Here is a 16842-nt window from a genome sequence, read left to right as displayed (position 1 = left end):
TACACAAACATTTTTCATCTTTTTTATAATTTATTTTTCGATTTTGTTTTTCTACACTCCATAAAAAATATTTGCTTTTAAGTCCCGTTATAAATGCATTCTTGTAATTATTCTTAAATTCGCCTCATCATACTCAATATGCGCATAATATGACAGACTTTAACTTTGGTAAATGGAACAAAATACTTGGATGGCTGGTATTTGTAATTTCTCTTACTACGTATTGGTTAACCGTTGAACCCACGGCAAGCTTTTGGGACGCCGGGGAATATATAGCTACTGCAGCAAACCTGGAAGTAGGACACCCTCCGGGAGCACCCCTTTACCAAATGATGGGTGCGTTTTTCGCCACTTTCGCGCCAGAAGCTGGTCAGATTGCCCTTTTAGTAAATATGATGTCCGGCTTAGCTAGTGCATTCACAATTCTTTTCATGTTTTGGTCTATTGTACTTTTACTTCAAAAAGTTACCGGGCCGGTAGTAAGCTTAAGCGATAGCAAAAAAATAGCCATTTTAGGGAGTGCCCTAGTTGGTTCTTTAGCTTTCGCTTTTACAGATAGTTTCTGGTTTAATGCTGGTGAGGCCGAAGTATACGCAATGGCAGCTTGTATCATGTCTATTTTATTTTACCTAGGCTTGCTATGGGAACGAGACATGTTTGAGCCACGGGGAAACAGATGGGTAATTTTAATCTCTTTTGTAGTAGGACTTTCCTTTGGGGTCCATTTTATGGGTCTTCTTACCATCCCAGCAATCGGGTTTTTATATTATTTCAAGAACTATAAGAAAATTACCATTAAGAATTTCATTATTGCCAATCTCGCAGTAGTGGCTGTTTTAATGTTTATTTTTAAACTATTATTACCTTACACGCTCACCTTCTTTGCTACCTCTGAAGTTTTCTTTACCAATTCTATCGGGCTCCCTTTTAACTCAGGAACTATTATAGCACTTTTAGCTATTGTTGCCGTTTTTTATTTCGGAATTCAATATACCCGTAAGAAAAGTTATTTTCAACTTAACACATTGCTTCTTTCTATTCTTTTTATTCTGATTGGTTTTTCGAGCTGGACTATGCTCCCAATTAGAGCGAATGCGAATACAGTGATCAATGAGAACAGCCCAGATAACGCCCGCGAATTATTGGCCTATTATAACAGGGAACAATATGGGGAAACCCACTTATTCTATGGTCCTCAATTCTCTGAAATGTACAGCGGACTGGATCCTGATAATCCTTATTTAGATGATGCACCTAACTACGAAAAAGATAGAGAACTTGGTGAATACGTTATTGTAAACGATTATAAAAACGCAAGGCAGAACTTAGACGATAGCCATAAAACTGTGCTCCCAAGAATGTGGAGTTCGCAGCATGCTGCTAATTATATGCAGTTCACTGGGCCACTTGATTTTACTGTAAAAGAAGAATATCAGAGTGAAGACCAATTGCTAACTGCGATTGCTGAATTTAGAAAAAATGTTGCTTTAGGAAGAGTGGACAATGAAGATTATCACCAATTCCTGATGCAGTTTAGCGAATACCTCAACATTGATAAGCCTTCTTTTGGGTCTAACCTTGGCTACTTATTCGAATATCAATTTGGTTATATGTACTGGCGTTATTTCATGTGGAATTTTACAGGAAGACAAAACGATATCCAAGGCGAATATTCTGACACTAATGGAAATTGGTTAAGCGGAATAGATTTTATAGATGAAATGAGATTAGGATCGCAAGACAATCTCACTTCAGACATGAAGAATAATAAGGCGAGAAACACCTATTACTTCCTGCCCTTTATATTAGGACTTATCGGTCTTTTCTTTCATTTTAAAAAAGACAAAAAAGGCTTTTGGGTACTTATGGTGTTTTTCCTATTTACAGGGATCGCCCTAAAGATTTATTTAAATGAACGCCCCTTTGAGCCGAGAGAACGAGATTACGCCTTAGTAGGCTCTTTTTATGTGTTTGCCATCTGGATAGGATTTGGGGTCTATGCGATCTTTGATTCGATTAGGAAATACTTAAAACCATCTTTTGCTGCTCCAATAGCAATTGCTGCCTGCCTTTTAGCGGTGCCAACAGTTTTAGCATCTCAGAATTGGGATGATCATGATAGATCCGACAGGTATTCTGCACTAGCTATGGCAAAAATGTATCTGGATTCTGTAGATGAAAATGCTATTTTATTCACTATTGGAGATAACGACACCTTTGCACTTTGGTATGCCCAGCAAATTGAAGGATACAGGAAAGATGTCCGCATCATTAATACCAGCCTTTTTGCTACAGACTGGTATATCTCTCAAATGAAACGAAAAGCCTGGGAAAGTGATCCTATACCGTCTCAATTAGAATACAAGCAATACCGTGCGGGCACAAACGAATTTGTGATTTATCAGCAGGTTACTAAAGACACCATGGCTATCCAGAATTGGATGAATTGGATTGCCAGTGACAATCCAGGAACTCGAGGAGAGCTTCAAAGCGGCCAAATGGTAAATACGTTCCCTACCAAAAACATTCGTATACCCGTAAATAAAAATGTGGTTCTTAAAAATGGAGTAGTAGCCCAAAAAGATGCAGATCTCATTGTAGATAATATCTTTATAGAGCTTAATGGAAATGTGATCTATAAGAACAGGTTATTAATGCTGGATATTATTGCAAATAATAATTGGGAACGTCCAATCTACTTCACAGGTGGTAGCTATGGTGACGACGATTATTTATGGATGAAGGATTATCTTCAGTTGGACGGAGTCGCTTATAAACTGGTTCCTATTCAGACTCCTTTAAATCCTAGAAACACTTATAATATGGGTCGGGTAGATTCAGACAAAATGTATAAGATCGCGAAAAACTGGGATTGGGGAAATATGGAAAGTACAGATATTTACCATGATCCAGAAACCAGAAAGAATTCTATTACCTATAGAAGTAATTTAGGAAGATTAGTCGAGCAGCTTTTAATTGAAAATGATACCGCCAGAGCAAAAGAAATAATTGATCTAGCAATGGAGAAAATGCCAGTTGATTATTATGGCTATTATACGCTTCTAGAACCGTATATAAGTGGATATTTTGAAGTAGGAGAGCCTGAAAAAGCAAAAGAACTCTGGACTAAAATTGCTGTTAAATACCAAGAGAATCTAAAATATTATAGCGGTTGGGATGAAGAACGACAGTATGACTTTGCTGATAATATCATTACGGATATGGAGAGATACAGATCTCTGATAGATCTATTGTTTAGAAATGGAGAGCAGGAATTCGCAAGGAAGAAAGCTGAAGAATTCAATAATTATTTAAAACTGTTTCCAAGGTTCTATGATGAAAGTGAAGAAGAAAGTGCAGCCCCAGCAATGCCAACAGATTCTGCTATAGAAAGCGAATTTCAAACAGAACAAAGTTTACAAGATCTAGATACCACAATAGAATAATTGCAAAAAAGCAATGGCCTATTTTAATAATATTTCCAGACTAGGGAGGCTTTTATATCCCTCCCTAGTCTGGAATATGCAACGGGACACAAAAACCCTCTATCTCACTTTTGATGATGGGCCACATCCGGAGATCACTTCTTGGGCACTAAATGTCTTAAATGATTATAAAGCAAAAGCCACATTTTTCTGTGTAGGAGAGAATATTTTGAAATTTCCTGAGGTATTCCAGCAACTAATTTCTGAAGGGCATTCGTTCGGAAACCATACTCATAATCACATTAAAGGATGGAAAACATCAACTTCAAATTATCTTGAAAATACACTAAAAGCTGAAGCTGTTATTTCGAAGTATTCAGAAAACAACTATGATCAAAAGCTTTTTAGGCCTCCTTACGGGAAGATAAAACCTTCGCAAGTAAAACGATTGCAACAGCTTGATTATAAAATTGTAATGTGGGATGCCTTAAGCGCAGATTTCGATGCAACTATATCTGCGGAAGAATGTTACGATAATATTATTGAAAATAGTAAAGCGGGAAGTATTGTTGTTTTTCATGATAGCGAAAAAGCTTCTGAGAAATTGAAATTAGTATTACCAAGAGTGCTGGAGTATTATTCAAAAAAAGGTTTCAAGTTTAAAGGGCTTTAAACATATTCTTTCAAAAGGCCAATCAGCGTATTTGCATCTTGCTCGCCATTTTGTCTCCATTTCATTTCTCCGCTTTTATAGATCATAAGTGTAGGAAGTCCTTTTACTCTAAGCGCTTCGGCTAATTGAGGGTTCTTATCTACATCTATTTTAATTATCTTTGCCTTATCTCCCAAAGCTGCAGCAACATCCCGAAGTACAGGGTGCATGGATGTTGAAGCTTCATTCCATTCGGTATAAAAATCCAATAAAACCGGAATGTTTAAATCTATTAATTCACCGAATTTTGACATAAAATTAAAAGCTAAATTTAAATTAGATCTTACTACCTATTTTAATACTAAGCTCAAATATAGTAATTTCTTTGAATTATGCAGGTTTTGAGCCTTTTCGTAGTTCTATAACGGAAATCTCAGGCCAGATTCCTACCCTTCCCGGGTAAGCCAAATATCCAAAGCCACGGTTAACGTTAATATAACGTCCAAACTCCTCATAGATCCCTGCCCAATTCTCGTATCTGTATTGCACCGGACTCCATTTAAACCAACCCGGAATTTCAATACCAAATTGCATCCCATGGGTATGCCCACTTAAGGTTAAATGATAATTATTCCCATCGGTTTTTATCTTTTCCTGCCAGTATGAAGGATCATGGCTCATTAAGACTTTAAACTCCTTTGGAGACAATCCTTTTCCTGCAAGATCCAGATCACCCATTTTTTTAAATCCGCCGGCTCCCCAGTTCTCTACTCCAACTAGAGCAATACGCTCTCCGTTTCTTTCAAGGAATCGATATTCGTTAAGCAAAAGGTCCCAGCCCAAATTGGAATGTACCTTTTTTAAGTCTTCTACATTGTTTAATCTTGCCTGGTCACTTTCCCATTCTACATAATCGCCGTAATCATGATTTCCAAGTACAGAAAACACTCCATCTTTTGCGCTGAGTTTAGAAAACGTCTCCATCCACGGATCCATTTCTGTCGCCTTATTATTTACCAGATCTCCGGTAAATAAAATTGTGTCACCTTTTTGCTCATTAACAAGGTCTACAGCATATTCTATTTTTTCTTTATTATCGAAACTACCACTATGGATATCACTAATTTGTGTTATTCTATACCCATCGAAGGCATCAGGTAAATCTTCAAAATATAAGGTATAATTGAGCACTTTATAATTATATTTTCCTTTGTACATTCCGTAGAGCAAGGAAGCAAAAGGAATTACAGCGATCCCTAAAGCGATCTGACTCAAAAAAGTTCTTCTGGAAGGCATTTCAAAAGAAGCTTTTGTAGAAAATAATCTACCGTAGATGGCCACCAAAAAACGAACGATATCTTCACCAAACATAAATACGCTTAGAAGAATTTTACTCACCATAAAAGCAAGTACAAATCCCATGGCATAGCCTCTCCCATTTCCAAAACCTCCACTGGGGTTTGGTTGTGCAAATTGATAGATAAAATTCCCTAAAACTAATAAGGAAATAATTATATAAGAGATATGGATCCAATTATGTTTGGTAAGCGTTTTAACCGCTTGAAAAGCATAAATATCAACTAATATGTAGAAACAGATAAATAGGAACCAACGCATGGGGTATTCAATTTTTTTTGCAAAGATACTTTTAATCACTGCTTTAAGTTTTGCTTTTATAGATAAATTAACGCCAAAACCAGGTTTCAGCGCTCAAAATCATTTACAGAAATTATACAAACAAAAGAGCAGGTCCAAAATGAACCTGCTCTTTAAAAAATAATCCAAACTAAAACACTCACTCAACATTACTGCGCAGTCCAACCTCCATCTAATGTGTAGGCAGAACCGGTTATTGATGATGCATTATCCATAGCTAGAAATACGGCTAATTCAGCTATTTTATCCTCAGGAATAAATTCTTTTACTGCTTGCTTTTTTAGCATAATATTTTTTACAACCTCATCTTCAGATAAATGATGAGCTTTCGCCTGATCTTTAATTTGCCCTTCTACTAAAGGTGTTTTTACATATCCCGGGCAGATAGCGTTACAAGTAATATTATCTCCTGCTCCTTCTAAAGCCAGAACCTTCGTCAAACCTATTACTCCGTGTTTTGCAGAAACATAAGCAGCCTTAAACTCTGAAGCCCTTAACCCATGAACAGAAGAGATATTAATGATCCTTCCAAACTTATTTTGCTTCATAGATTTCCACACGGCCTGCGAAGCAATAAATACCGAGCTTAAATTGATTGCAATGATGGCGTTCCACTTTTCCAAAGGAAAATCGGCTACTGGAGATACATATTGAATTCCAGCATTATTTATTAAAACCTCTATACTTCCGAATTTAGAAATAGCGGTCTCCACCAATTGCTTTATCGCTTCGGGTTCCAACAAGTTCGCATTGGAAAAAGCCGTTTTTATATTGTTTTCTTTTCCAACTTTTAGAGAGATCTCCTCGCCATTCTTCTCTAAACCATGAAACATTATATTATAACCTTTACCTGCAAAGGTTTTAGCTATAGCCAGTCCAATTCCACTAGTACTACCTGTAATTAGCGCTGTCTTTTTCATGAGTTCATGAAGTTTAATATTACTTTATTGAATTCTTTTGGTTGATCCATAGTGACCCCATGTCTGGAATTTTTAATGATTTCCAACTTGGCATTCTTCATTTTTTCAACATATTTTACCTTTGAATCTATTGGCGTATAATCGTATTCTGAAGCGACCACTAAACTCGGAGTTGTGATTTTTTCGATTTCATCTCCTAATCCCCATTCCATTAAAGTTATAAAAGAATTGAAATAGGGTTTCAGCTCATTTTTGCTCGCCCTATTATAAAAGATCTGTTGAAGTTCTCTTTGATCAGCATCTGGAAACATTCCTTCAGAAACTTTCTTAGCCATTGCCTGCATTCCTTCAGATTTTAAAAGATTTGTCCTTTCTTCAATCATTTGCTCTCCAAACTCACCTAGATTATTAAAATCTGGTGCTGTATTTACTATCACTATTTTATGAAATAATGATGGATATTTTACAGCCATATCGAATGCAATTGCACCTCCCATTGAAAAACCAACCACTGTGCATTTTTCAATATTCAGAGTTTGTAAAAGCAATTTCATGTCCTCCCCACAATGGGAGATTCCATATTCTTTTTCCGATACAGGTTTAGTAGAATTTCCATGCCCTCTAAGATCTGGAGCAATCACCCTGAAAGCTTCCGAGAAAGCCTTCTTTTGGAAATCCCAATCTGCCTTAGTGGAACCCAAACCATGGAGAAGAAGCATTACATCCCCTTCTCCTTGATCTAGATATTCTATACTAATACCGTTTGATAAAGTTTTTTTATTGATCATTTTTACCGCTTTATTCTTACTTACGCAAAACTCCAATTGGTAAATGATATTTTAACTCTATCTGAAACAATCTCCCTATCGTTGGAGATGCCACAAATTCTCTAACTTCTGAATCAAAAAGATTAGTAATGGTTGCACCCACGGCTAGATCCTTCGTAATATGGTAGCCTACGTTTAAATCTATATTTACAAAATCCCCTAACGGACCATAGTTCCAGGTTCTTCCATTTCTTGCATTTTCAAAGATGTCATTTGTACCATCCCCGTTAAGATCCTGCGTTTCCGCGGCGATATTTATTCCGGAGAAAAAGTCATACTGCTCAACATATCTACCGTATACAGAGCCGTAAAACTTATCTGAAGAATAATAATACCCTAATCCCATTTTGTTTTTAGGAGTATTTATAGGTAGATCGGTCTTAGTAACCACTCCATCTTTATTTGCATCGTTTGCAAGGTCATTTTCATCTAGATCAAAATCGAAGTAAGAATAGTTAAATGACACTCTATGCTTATCATTGAAATAGTAATTCAATCCAAGATCTGCTCCATATGTATCTACAGATCCAAAATTTAAGTACGTCAATACAAAAGCTCCGGTAGAACCTGGGATCAATTCTCCAATTGGAGTATCTCCTCTTGTGGCAACAGGTGAAGTAGCAGAAATATTGATAAGCGGACTTAAGAAATCTTCAGATTGATTGTAATAAGCATTTACATCTAAGAGTAATTTATCTCCTGCGATCTTACCTTTATAACCAATTTCATAAGAATTAATGGTCTCTACTTTTAAAGGAGCTACTACTGTTCCATTTTCTAATGTAAATCCTTCACCATTTCCAAGAACAAGACCTCCAAAAAGGTTTCCGCTCAAGTTTAAAATTGAAGGAGCTGCAATTCCTTTTCCATAAGTTGCTCTAAAACTTCCAAAGTCATAGTTCTTAACGATTGCTGCTTTTGGAATGAAGTTCCCTCCATATAATTCGTGATCGTCATATCTACCTACAAATAATAAGTCTATATCTGCATCTTCAAAAGTGTATTCCAGTTGACCGTATATTCCAGTTTGATTTATAACTATCGCCCCATCCGCATCTAGTAAATAGGTGTTCTTAGAATCGGCATTATCTTGTTGATACTGCGCTCCTAAAACATATGAAAAAGCACCAAGATTATTATTGTATTGAGCCTCTGCATTAAATCTTCTGGAAGCATCTTTAAAAACACTACCTCTTGGTAAACTTATTCCGCCATTTGGAGCTCCATCTATTGGAAAAAACTGCTCCGTAAATGAACGTTGTAAGGCTTCTTGTTCAGAAAAACCGTTATTGATAAAAGATACATAGTTCTGAGTTCTTTGGTTTATAGCATACGTATCTTCTGTCTTACTCCAGGTATGGTATAAATTGGCATAAAAATGAGGAGACACCAATTTTGCCTGAATATAATCTATAGACCAATCCTTAATTTGGTTTCTACCAGCATTGGTAACTCCCAAATTACTATTGTTACTATGTCCATAAGAAGTAATAATGTCTGTATTGTCGGAAAGACCATAATATGCAGCTGCTCCATATTTCGTGGTTTCAAATTTTCTGTCTAATTCTAATTCTGGGTATGCCGTAGTTCCTACATATACAGAATCTACATAATCAAATTCCTCACCTTGTGTTTGTTCTCCCCATACCTTAAATGCAAACTTATCTCCCACTTTCATTGCGTGGCGTAAACGAGCACTAAATACATCTTGATTTCCAGCAGCAATTGCTATATCTGTTCCTTCAGAAGTTCTAGGATCTTTTGTTAACGTGGCTACCAATCCATTATGAGCATTTGGTCCATATAATGCTGCATTGGGACCAAGAATGATCTCTACTCTTTCAATATCATCTTTTGTTATCGTTGTAAAAGAACCGAAAGGCAAACCAGTAGCTACAAGTGTGGAAATCCTGGCATCTTCTACTTGTAAATTCTTAGAGTTAAAGGCAGAGTTAAATCCACGAATATTGATTCCTGTACCCTGTACCCCGCTTCTAACAAAGTCTACCCCTTTTTGTCTTGAAGCTAACTCCCCGATATTCCCGGCATATTTGGAAATTTCTTCTGACCCTATTATAGCAATAGTTGCGGGAGCTCTTGTTACTTTCTGTGGTCTTCTGTTGGCAGAAAGTACTACCTCATCCATTATGGAAGAAGATTGATTCAAACTGAAGTTAAGGTTTATGTTTGCACCTTCCGTCACAATGACATCTTGTGAAGCATTTTCATATCCAATATAGAATACATCTATTACATAAGCCTCCGGCTGTAAATTCTTTAAACTGTAATTTCCATTTTCATCGGTTGTAACCCCTGTATTGGTTCCGCGTATCACAATATTAGTTCCTGTAAGCGGTTCTTGTGTTGTGGCATCTACTACAGTTCCGCTAATACTGCCCGTCTGAGCAAATGAAGTAATGCTGAAAAAAATGCTTAAAAGCATCAATATTTTAATCTTCATAAGTTGTTTGTTTAATTATTTTAAGACCAAATTAACAAGTACAACAGGTTTTGGATCTTTCAAATTGTTTTAGATAAGTGCGACCAAAAAGAAAGTATTATTAAAAACGTAGATAAAATCAATTATTTATGAGCTTATGAGCTGTTTCTCAAGGTGCGACTTAATTTTAGAAAATACTTCTGGAAGGCTAGAAGACAGCCTGTTAACAAAGGCAAAAAGATCCTTTTTCCCTTTATCGGTAAGCTTAAAACTTGAAGTTGTGTTTAAAAGATCTTCCAGTAATTTTTCTTCGGAAATAGATCCATTCATATACATTGCAAGAAAATAATACCAATGAATTTTGGGGATGAAATCCTCTTTGTTCATCACTTCCAATTCTCTTTCTAACAACTCGTATTTTTTAACCATTTTAACTACTTCCACATGTTTTTCTGTGGCGGTTAGAAGCATTAAATAATTGGAAAAGAAATGTCTCCACCGGTGCTCAAAGACATGTTGTTTATTATCAAAAAGGAAATTTTCAGCAAAGTTTTCTGCGATTTTTAAACGCTTGTTTCTAACCAGCGTTCTAATGTAATGAGTTGCAAAACCTAATCTTTGATGATTATTATTGGACTTTTTAAACAGGGCGTAATTCTCCGTGAGTAAATTTAATGCTTGTTTATTCTTCTCTCGCTTCAATAGAATAGCGATCAGGTTATTCAAATAAAATAACTTATCACTATTTTCCTGTTTTACAGAAAGATGAGCATAATATTCTGCTTTTTCAGCATCATCTAAATTCGAGTGCAGGATAACCCTATTTGCATAATAGTTAAAAAGCACCCTTTTAGAGTACATCTTACCATCGCTGAAGCATTCATCTATATAATCAAATACCAGCATCGCTTTCTGGTATTCTTTATAATTAAAGTAAAGGAACACCAGCCTTATAAAGGCATTGTATTTGTTTTTTCCATCCAGCTGCTCACTATATAAATAAGAAAGCAATTGTTGCTCCCAGTGAATAGTATTTAAAGTGCCGCTCGTATATTCCAGTGTAAGGTCTTTGGTTGCGAAAAAGAGCTGTTCTTTTACCTTTATGGATTCTTCATAAAACTTCTTGTTTTCCTGAAGAAAACTCTCGGTAAACTTGCAGTCCTGATATCTAAAACGAATTAATAAATAGTCCTGAAACTCTTTTAAGAGCTCGTAAAATTTCTGAAAATAAAAAGAAGTGTTATTATAGGTCGAAATATGACTCAGGAGTTCTTGTTCTTCCTTAGGAGTAATGGTATCGGTGATTATCTGTTTTTCGATAAAAGATAAATATTCCAAATGCGCATCTACATCTACGGTGCCTAGCTTAGTGTTGATCCATTTTTTGATGTATGCATATTTCCTTTTATCAATATCTTCATCAAAACTTTCAATGGTGTCAAATCTTTCAGCATTAATGCATACTTTTTTAAGGATAGACTCCTTTTCCTCATCCCGAATCCTATTCTCTTTTAAAAGAAAAGATGCCTCATGAGGAAGAATTCCTTCAGCAAAATCATTAAATATCTTTAGTTTAGATTTCATTACTGATTCATAAAATCTTCAATTTCACGATTTACTGCATCGGCTTTTTCAAAATTCACAAAATGTCCAGCTTTTTCAATTATTTTCACCTCCAACTGGGGTAATTGTTCTTTTGCAGTTTTACTTAAAAACAGTAAATCTTGAGTCGGGTGAAAATATCTATTCGGGATCAAAGCATCCTCCTTGCCAAATATCATAAGTACAGGAATTTTGATTTTATTTAGATCTTCCAAAACAGGCTCATCTAACATGGCTGCGATATTATTCACTATAATTATAGAGTGCTCTTTAAAATCACTGGCTTCTTTCATTGCTATCCTGTCCTTCACCATAAACTCAGCATCTGCAGGAAATTCATAGAAATTCATTTTAAAGTTATTCCTTATTTGTTCTTCCGTAGCATTCTGAACCATTTCTGCGGTATAAGAAACTTTTAAAATACCTGCTTCCTGTGAAGTAAAAGTTTCAATTCCTGCAGGAGCAATAAGGATGAGTTTTTCAAAATTTTCGGGATGCTTTAAAACTGTATGCATGGCAACTTGCCCTCCCATAGAATGCCCAATCAGGCTAACATTTTTCAGCTCCTTTTGCTGAATGAATTCATTAATAAAACAAGCATAATTTGCCATTGAATAATGCTTAGTGTTTTTGCTAGATTTCCCATAGCCTGGAAGATCTAATACTATCGTGGTATAATCTGCCTTAAGAGTAGCTATGTTTTTACTCCAGGCCTGCATATTACTGGAAAGTCCGTGAACAAATAACAACACTTTATCTCCAGCCCCTTCTTCCCGGTAGGCAATTTCTTCTGAATTTATTTGGATCTTCTTCACGGCAGTATCATAATTTAGGGTCTCACTGATGGTAGTTTGTGCGGGGATGCTTAAGCTGAATACGAACAGGAAACTAAACAACATTTTTTTTATCATGATCTAGAATTTTATATAGTGCTTTGAGTTTTTCTCTATCTATTTTTCCAATGCCAGATTTGGGTAAAGAATCGAGACAAATAATATCTTTTGGTACTTTGTAAGCAGCGAGGAACATTTTTAAATGCTTTAAAATATCGGTTACATCAAGGTTTTCATTTTTTAATACTATAAAAGCAACACCTATCTCGCCCCAATTTTCATTTTCAATTCCCACAACTGCTGCTTCTCTTACAAGATCATACTTATATAAAATATGTTCGATCTCGGATGGATGAATATTCTCTCCTCCAGAAATATAAAGCTGATTTTTCCGCCCCAGAATATAAATAAATCCATCTTCGTCATATTTCGCCATATCACCGGTATACAACCATTCTTCCCTTATTTTATTAAGCGAATAACCAGAATTGTTCCAATAACCGGGAGTTACTATATTTCCACGCAAACAGATCTCCCCTGGTTCTTGGATTGCGACTTCTTCATTTTCTGAATTAACTATTTTTATATCCACATAAAAATTGGGCTTGCCTATAGAGCCTTTTTTCCAAAGTGAATCATGATAATGAAGCGAGGTAATGCAAGGGCCAGCTTCGGTTAATCCGTAACCTTGGCTTAGTAAAATCCCTTTTTCTGCCCATGCTTCAATAAGTGGAATGGAGAGTGGCTCCCCTCCCACCACGATGTACTTTAGCTTATTCGGGGTGAAATCTGAAAAAGCTTTATTTTTAGCCATCATTCTAAGCATAGTAGGAACAGCCAGAAACAAAGAAATAGGTTCGCTCTTCAGGTAACTTAATACCTTTTTCGGCTTAAACCTTTTTAGAAAATCAACTCTTGCGCCACGATGTAGCATAGGCAGCAGTAGAACATTCCAACCGGAGGTATGGAATGGTGGCAATACATTTATAGTGTGATCTAAGGAAGTTTACTCCAATTGCATGGAGGTGTTAAGACTGTTCCAGAACATCATCCGGTTAGTATATATTACCCCTTTAGGTTTCCCTGTAGTTCCCGAAGTATAAAAAATAAATATAGGCTGATCCACTTCTATAGTGAAATTGATGGTCTCCTTGTCTTGGCTTAAGTTATTAGCTTCAGTAAAGAAAGAGTCAAATTTCACTGTGGTAATTTCAATTTCAGAAACTTTATTCAGCAAATTAAATTGCTTGAGTTCAGCAAGGATCAAAGATGGATTTACATCATTTATATAATGTAATAATTCATATTCTGTAGCTCGAAAATTTATGGGCACCAGAATGAGGCCAAGGCGTTGAGCCGCAATAAATAGCATTAAATATTCTGGAGAATGTGCGGCTACAACTGCAATCCGATCCCCCTTTTTTAGTTGAAAATGATTTAAAAGATAAGAACCCACTTTTCGAGACTTATCATCCAGTTGTTTATATGTAAGACTAAGACCGGTATCCAAAGACATCACTGCCTTTTTATCTGGTTTGTAAGATGACCATTTTGAAACCCAGTCTAAATAATTCATACCTTCTTTTTACTAAATAAATATAGAGAATTACCGATGATAAATGAGGCAACTATAGCAATCGCAGCCGAAACACCAGGATTATTCACAGGCTCCTGCATATATGGGGTAAACCGACCATAATAAATTATAAAATGTAAAGCAACTGCAGAAACACTGGCTATTATCACAGCATTTTTACTTACTTTTTTAAAGTATATTCCAAACAATACTGGTACAAAAGCAGCAGCGAAATAGGCGTAAACTCCATTTTGGGCAAAAATTGCTACACTAATATCTGGATTTATAATTTGATCATAACTCAGCCAAAAACTCACAATTCCCAATGCTATAATTACGATCTTATTTAATGCAAATCCGCTTATTTTTTTTACTGAAGGAAACAAAGGAGTAATAAGATCTGTACTGATAGTTGTTGACAGGGACTGAATTAATCCTTCTAAAGTTGAAAGTCCGGCAGAAATAAGGCCGGCAACTATTAAAACTCCAACTCCAGCTGAAAAGGTTTTTACCACATATGCCGAAACCAATTCGTCCATTTTAAGGGGAACCCCTTCTAAAGTTAGATCTGGAAATGTAATTCTCGCATAAAAACCAACCAATACCACTAAAAAGAAAACAGTCATACAACCAATTGCGATAAAAAGATATTTATTTACAGATTTAGCATCTCTCAAAAACAAGGATTTTGTTATAATATGAGGCTGGCACACAATAGCGATACCTATTATAATTTGAACGAAAATGATTTCAAAATAATCACGAAACAGAAAGCTCTTTTCATTTGTAGGCTGGGTAAGGTTTGGATCTATAGTATCCAGGATAGTGGAAAACCCGTCTATTCCTCCATTAAAATATTCAGCTCCAGAAAGTATTAAAATAATAGCCACCACAAACATTATGATCGCTTGGATAGAATTGGTATAGACCATAGAATTTGCTCCCCCAAACATCATATATCCAAACACAAAAACTATTAATGCTAACAGCACATAAAAGGGCTCCAGATTAAGAGACTTGGAAATAATTTGAGTGAGACCCACACATATCAAGACGATAAAGGTGATCAACAACAATGATAAAAAAGCAAAGAAAATGGTTAGGCCTTTGCTGTCATATCGTTTACCAATCCATTGAGCCATAGTTAAGGCTTTTACGGTGGAACCATATTTTTGAAATGCTTTGGTAAAGAAAATAAGTGAGCAAAAAATGGCAATTGGCATTACAAACCCAAAAGAAATCAAGCCTGAAAAACCATATAAAGCAATAAACCCAGGGTTAATTATAAAAGTAGCTGCACTGGTCATAGATGCTGCTAAAGATAAACCAACCGCCCATGCCGGAAAGCCTTTGCTCCCAATAGCAAAATCATCTATATCCTTTGTTTTTCGCATTCCGCGAACTACGAAGAATATTATTACCAATGAATAAACAATAAGGAGAAGAGTTACGTATAAAGACCAGGTTTCACTTGCAAACATAGAGTTGTGGAGAATTATGAATAGTGAAATTAATATTTATACCTTCAGTAGGAGATTAATTTGCTTAAAATTAAAGTGCGACCTAAGTTATTTTTTTATAAATATAGACGAAACCTCTTATATATTAAAGGGAAATTAGTTTAGGACTTAAATAAATAACCTCGGGGCAAACTCACGATGCATTCAACGGAAAATAATTTTTAAAGTTCCGAAGCAAGCTTCGAGGTATTAGAACTAGAATCCCGCTGAAAAAGCGGGATTAGTTCAACTAACTATTTTAAATTCGTTGCTTCGCAACTTTTTAAAATAGAGTTTCACTAATATTCCTAAACTAATTTCCTGATTGCTATTTTTAATAAAGACTAATATTTAAATTTAGCCTTCTATAAAATCAGTTTCAGTTTGAAAAGACGAAATTTTATATTTCAATCAATGTTAGCATCCGCCGGATTAGGACTTTTTTCTTATTCTCTGAATGCATCCAACATCAACAACTCAAATAAAACTTCAAAAATGATCCAAAATAAATCAAACATATTTCCTCTAAGCATAGCCACGTGGAATTTTCCGAATGCCAGTAAAAGAGCTGGAGAATTGTTAGCTGAAGGAGCCAGCGCATTAGATGCTGTAGAACAAGGCGTGATGGTAGAAGAAGCAGATATTAGAAATACTACGGTTGGTAAAGGTGGTGCTCCAGACAGGGATGGGAATGTAACTCTAGATGCATGTATTATGGATCCCTCAGGGAATGCTGGTGCAGTGGTGTATTTAAAACACACTTCTCAAGCAGCATCTGTGGCTAGAAAAGTGATGGAAGAAACCCCGCATGTAATGCTGGCTGGTGAAGGCGCCGATCTTTTTGCAATTCAGCAAGATTTTGAAAAAGAAGAGTTATTTACTGACGGCTCTAAAGAAGCCTATAAAAAATGGCTTGAGAAAAAAGAATATAAACCAATCATAAACATAGAAAATCACGACACTATTGGGATGCTTTGCATAGACGAAAATGGAGATCTTGCAGGTGCTTGCACCAGTTCTGGTTTATCTTACAAGGTAAATGGTCGTGTTGGAGATTCTCCAATTATCGGTTCTGGATTGTTTATAGATAATGAAATTGGTGGGGCAGTTGCAACAGGAATGGGAGAAGCAATCATGAAAAGTGTTGGAAGTTTCCTGATCGTAGAATTAATGCGACAAGGACAATCCCCTCAAAAAGCTTGTGAAGAAGCCATTAACAGAATCATTAAAGCAAATCCAAATTACAAGGAGTTTCAGGCGGCATTTATCGCAGTAAATAAGAAAGGAGAGATCGGTTCTCATTGCATTCAGAAAGGCTTCAGTTATGTGAAATATCAGGACGGGAAAAACGAAACTATTCTCAGTAGTTATAATTTTTAGAACTTAAAAGCTGCAAATATATTTTAGAAATA

The 16842-nt window shown here is 35.8% G+C and carries 12 protein-coding genes and 1 pseudogene; 3 read left to right on the top strand and 10 right to left on the bottom strand.

From position 1 onward, the window contains the following. Positions 1-149 precede the first annotated feature (149 nt). Together H033_RS0105665 and H033_RS0105660 are read left to right on the top strand one after the other, a co-directional pair. Positions 150-3446, top strand: a complete 3297-nt coding sequence (locus H033_RS0105665) for a DUF2723 domain-containing protein (RefSeq protein WP_026837420.1) — start codon at positions 150-152, stop codon at positions 3444-3446. A gap of 13 nt (positions 3447-3459) precedes the next feature. Beyond that, complete coding sequence (locus H033_RS0105660) at positions 3460-4098, top strand: polysaccharide deacetylase family protein (protein WP_026837419.1); 639 nt, start codon at positions 3460-3462, stop codon at positions 4096-4098. On the opposite strand, the gene H033_RS0105655 is transcribed toward H033_RS0105660, so the two are convergent. The 10 genes and pseudogenes from H033_RS0105655 to H033_RS0105610 all read right to left on the bottom strand — a co-directional run bounded on the left by H033_RS0105655 (position 4095) and on the right by H033_RS0105610 (position 15412). After that, the gene (locus H033_RS0105655; RefSeq protein ID WP_026837418.1) at positions 4095-4391 is read right to left on the bottom strand and encodes a thioredoxin family protein; all 297 of its coding nucleotides are present in this window, start codon (positions 4389-4391) and stop codon (positions 4095-4097) included. The genes H033_RS0105660 and H033_RS0105655 overlap by 4 nt on opposite strands. Positions 4392-4467: 76 nt before the next feature. Further along, positions 4468-5694, bottom strand: a complete 1227-nt coding sequence (locus tag H033_RS0105650) for a metallophosphoesterase (protein ID WP_026837417.1) — start codon at positions 5692-5694, stop codon at positions 4468-4470. A 188-nt stretch (positions 5695-5882) separates the two neighbouring features. After that, on the bottom strand, positions 5883-6653 hold the full coding sequence (locus H033_RS0105640; RefSeq protein ID WP_026837416.1) for a 3-hydroxybutyrate dehydrogenase: 771 nt from the start codon (positions 6651-6653) through the stop codon (positions 5883-5885). Continuing rightward, positions 6650-7441, bottom strand: coding sequence for an alpha/beta fold hydrolase (locus tag H033_RS0105635; protein ID WP_026837415.1), 792 nt, complete (start codon positions 7439-7441; stop codon positions 6650-6652). Before H033_RS0105635 ends, H033_RS0105640 begins: the two co-directional genes overlap by 4 nt. A gap of 16 nt (positions 7442-7457) precedes the next feature. After that, positions 7458-9941: a TonB-dependent receptor gene (locus H033_RS0105630; RefSeq protein WP_026837414.1), complete on the bottom strand. Its 2484-nt coding sequence runs from the start codon at positions 9939-9941 to the stop codon at positions 7458-7460. Positions 9942-10067: 126 nt separating this feature from the next. Further along, positions 10068-11504: a hypothetical protein gene (locus H033_RS19680; RefSeq protein ID WP_034886129.1), complete on the bottom strand. Its 1437-nt coding sequence runs from the start codon at positions 11502-11504 to the stop codon at positions 10068-10070. Further along, positions 11504-12433: an alpha/beta fold hydrolase gene (locus H033_RS0105620; RefSeq protein WP_051227816.1), complete on the bottom strand. Its 930-nt coding sequence runs from the start codon at positions 12431-12433 to the stop codon at positions 11504-11506. The genes H033_RS19680 and H033_RS0105620 overlap by 1 nt, the downstream gene beginning before the upstream one ends. After that, complete coding sequence (locus H033_RS22020) at positions 12411-12791, bottom strand: AMP-binding enzyme (RefSeq protein WP_231367628.1); 381 nt, start codon at positions 12789-12791, stop codon at positions 12411-12413. Before H033_RS22020 ends, H033_RS0105620 begins: the two co-directional genes overlap by 23 nt. 69 nt (positions 12792-12860) lie before the next feature. Beyond that, positions 12861-13931: pseudogene (locus tag H033_RS22015) on the bottom strand (class I adenylate-forming enzyme family protein); the annotation flags it as partial. Then, the gene (locus tag H033_RS0105610) at positions 13928-15412 is read right to left on the bottom strand and encodes a sodium/pantothenate symporter (RefSeq protein WP_026837412.1); all 1485 of its coding nucleotides are present in this window, start codon (positions 15410-15412) and stop codon (positions 13928-13930) included. The gene H033_RS0105610 and the pseudogene H033_RS22015, both read right to left, overlap by 4 nt. A 402-nt stretch (positions 15413-15814) precedes the next feature. On the opposite strand from H033_RS0105610, the gene H033_RS0105605 reads away from it, so the two are divergent. After that, positions 15815-16810 (top strand): N(4)-(beta-N-acetylglucosaminyl)-L-asparaginase, encoded by a 996-nt coding sequence (locus tag H033_RS0105605; RefSeq protein ID WP_026837411.1) that lies wholly within the window; start codon positions 15815-15817, stop codon positions 16808-16810. Positions 16811-16842: the final 32 nt, after the last annotated feature.

The organism is Gillisia sp. JM1 (assembly GCF_000424645.1).
In the GTDB taxonomy this organism is placed as follows: domain Bacteria; phylum Bacteroidota; class Bacteroidia; order Flavobacteriales; family Flavobacteriaceae; genus Gillisia.
Note: the sequence above shows the minus strand (reverse complement) of the source record. Positions and strands in the feature narration are given on the sequence as shown.

Excerpts from the sequence above, each read along its gene's own strand:
- H033_RS0105635 (WP_026837415.1), bottom strand. The coding sequence starts at position 7,441 with ATGATCAATAAAAAAACTTTATCAAACGGTATTAGTATAGAATATCTA.
- H033_RS0105630 (WP_026837414.1), bottom strand. The coding sequence starts at position 9,941 with ATGAAGATTAAAATATTGATGCTTTTAAGCATTTTTTTCAGCATTACT.
- H033_RS0105620 (WP_051227816.1), bottom strand. The coding sequence starts at position 12,433 with ATGATAAAAAAAATGTTGTTTAGTTTCCTGTTCGTATTCAGCTTAAGC.
- H033_RS0105640 (WP_026837416.1), bottom strand. The coding sequence starts at position 6,653 with ATGAAAAAGACAGCGCTAATTACAGGTAGTACTAGTGGAATTGGACTG.
- H033_RS19680 (WP_034886129.1), bottom strand. The coding sequence starts at position 11,504 with ATGAAATCTAAACTAAAGATATTTAATGATTTTGCTGAAGGAATTCTT.
- H033_RS0105650 (WP_026837417.1), bottom strand. The coding sequence starts at position 5,694 with ATGCGTTGGTTCCTATTTATCTGTTTCTACATATTAGTTGATATTTAT.
- H033_RS0105610 (WP_026837412.1), bottom strand. The coding sequence starts at position 15,412 with ATGTTTGCAAGTGAAACCTGGTCTTTATACGTAACTCTTCTCCTTATT.
- H033_RS0105665 (WP_026837420.1), top strand. The coding sequence starts at position 150 with ATGACAGACTTTAACTTTGGTAAATGGAACAAAATACTTGGATGGCTG.
- H033_RS0105655 (WP_026837418.1), bottom strand. The coding sequence starts at position 4,391 with ATGTCAAAATTCGGTGAATTAATAGATTTAAACATTCCGGTTTTATTG.
- H033_RS0105660 (WP_026837419.1), top strand. The coding sequence starts at position 3,460 with ATGGCCTATTTTAATAATATTTCCAGACTAGGGAGGCTTTTATATCCC.
- H033_RS22020 (WP_231367628.1), bottom strand. The coding sequence starts at position 12,791 with ATGGCGAAATATGACGAAGATGGATTTATTTATATTCTGGGGCGGAAA.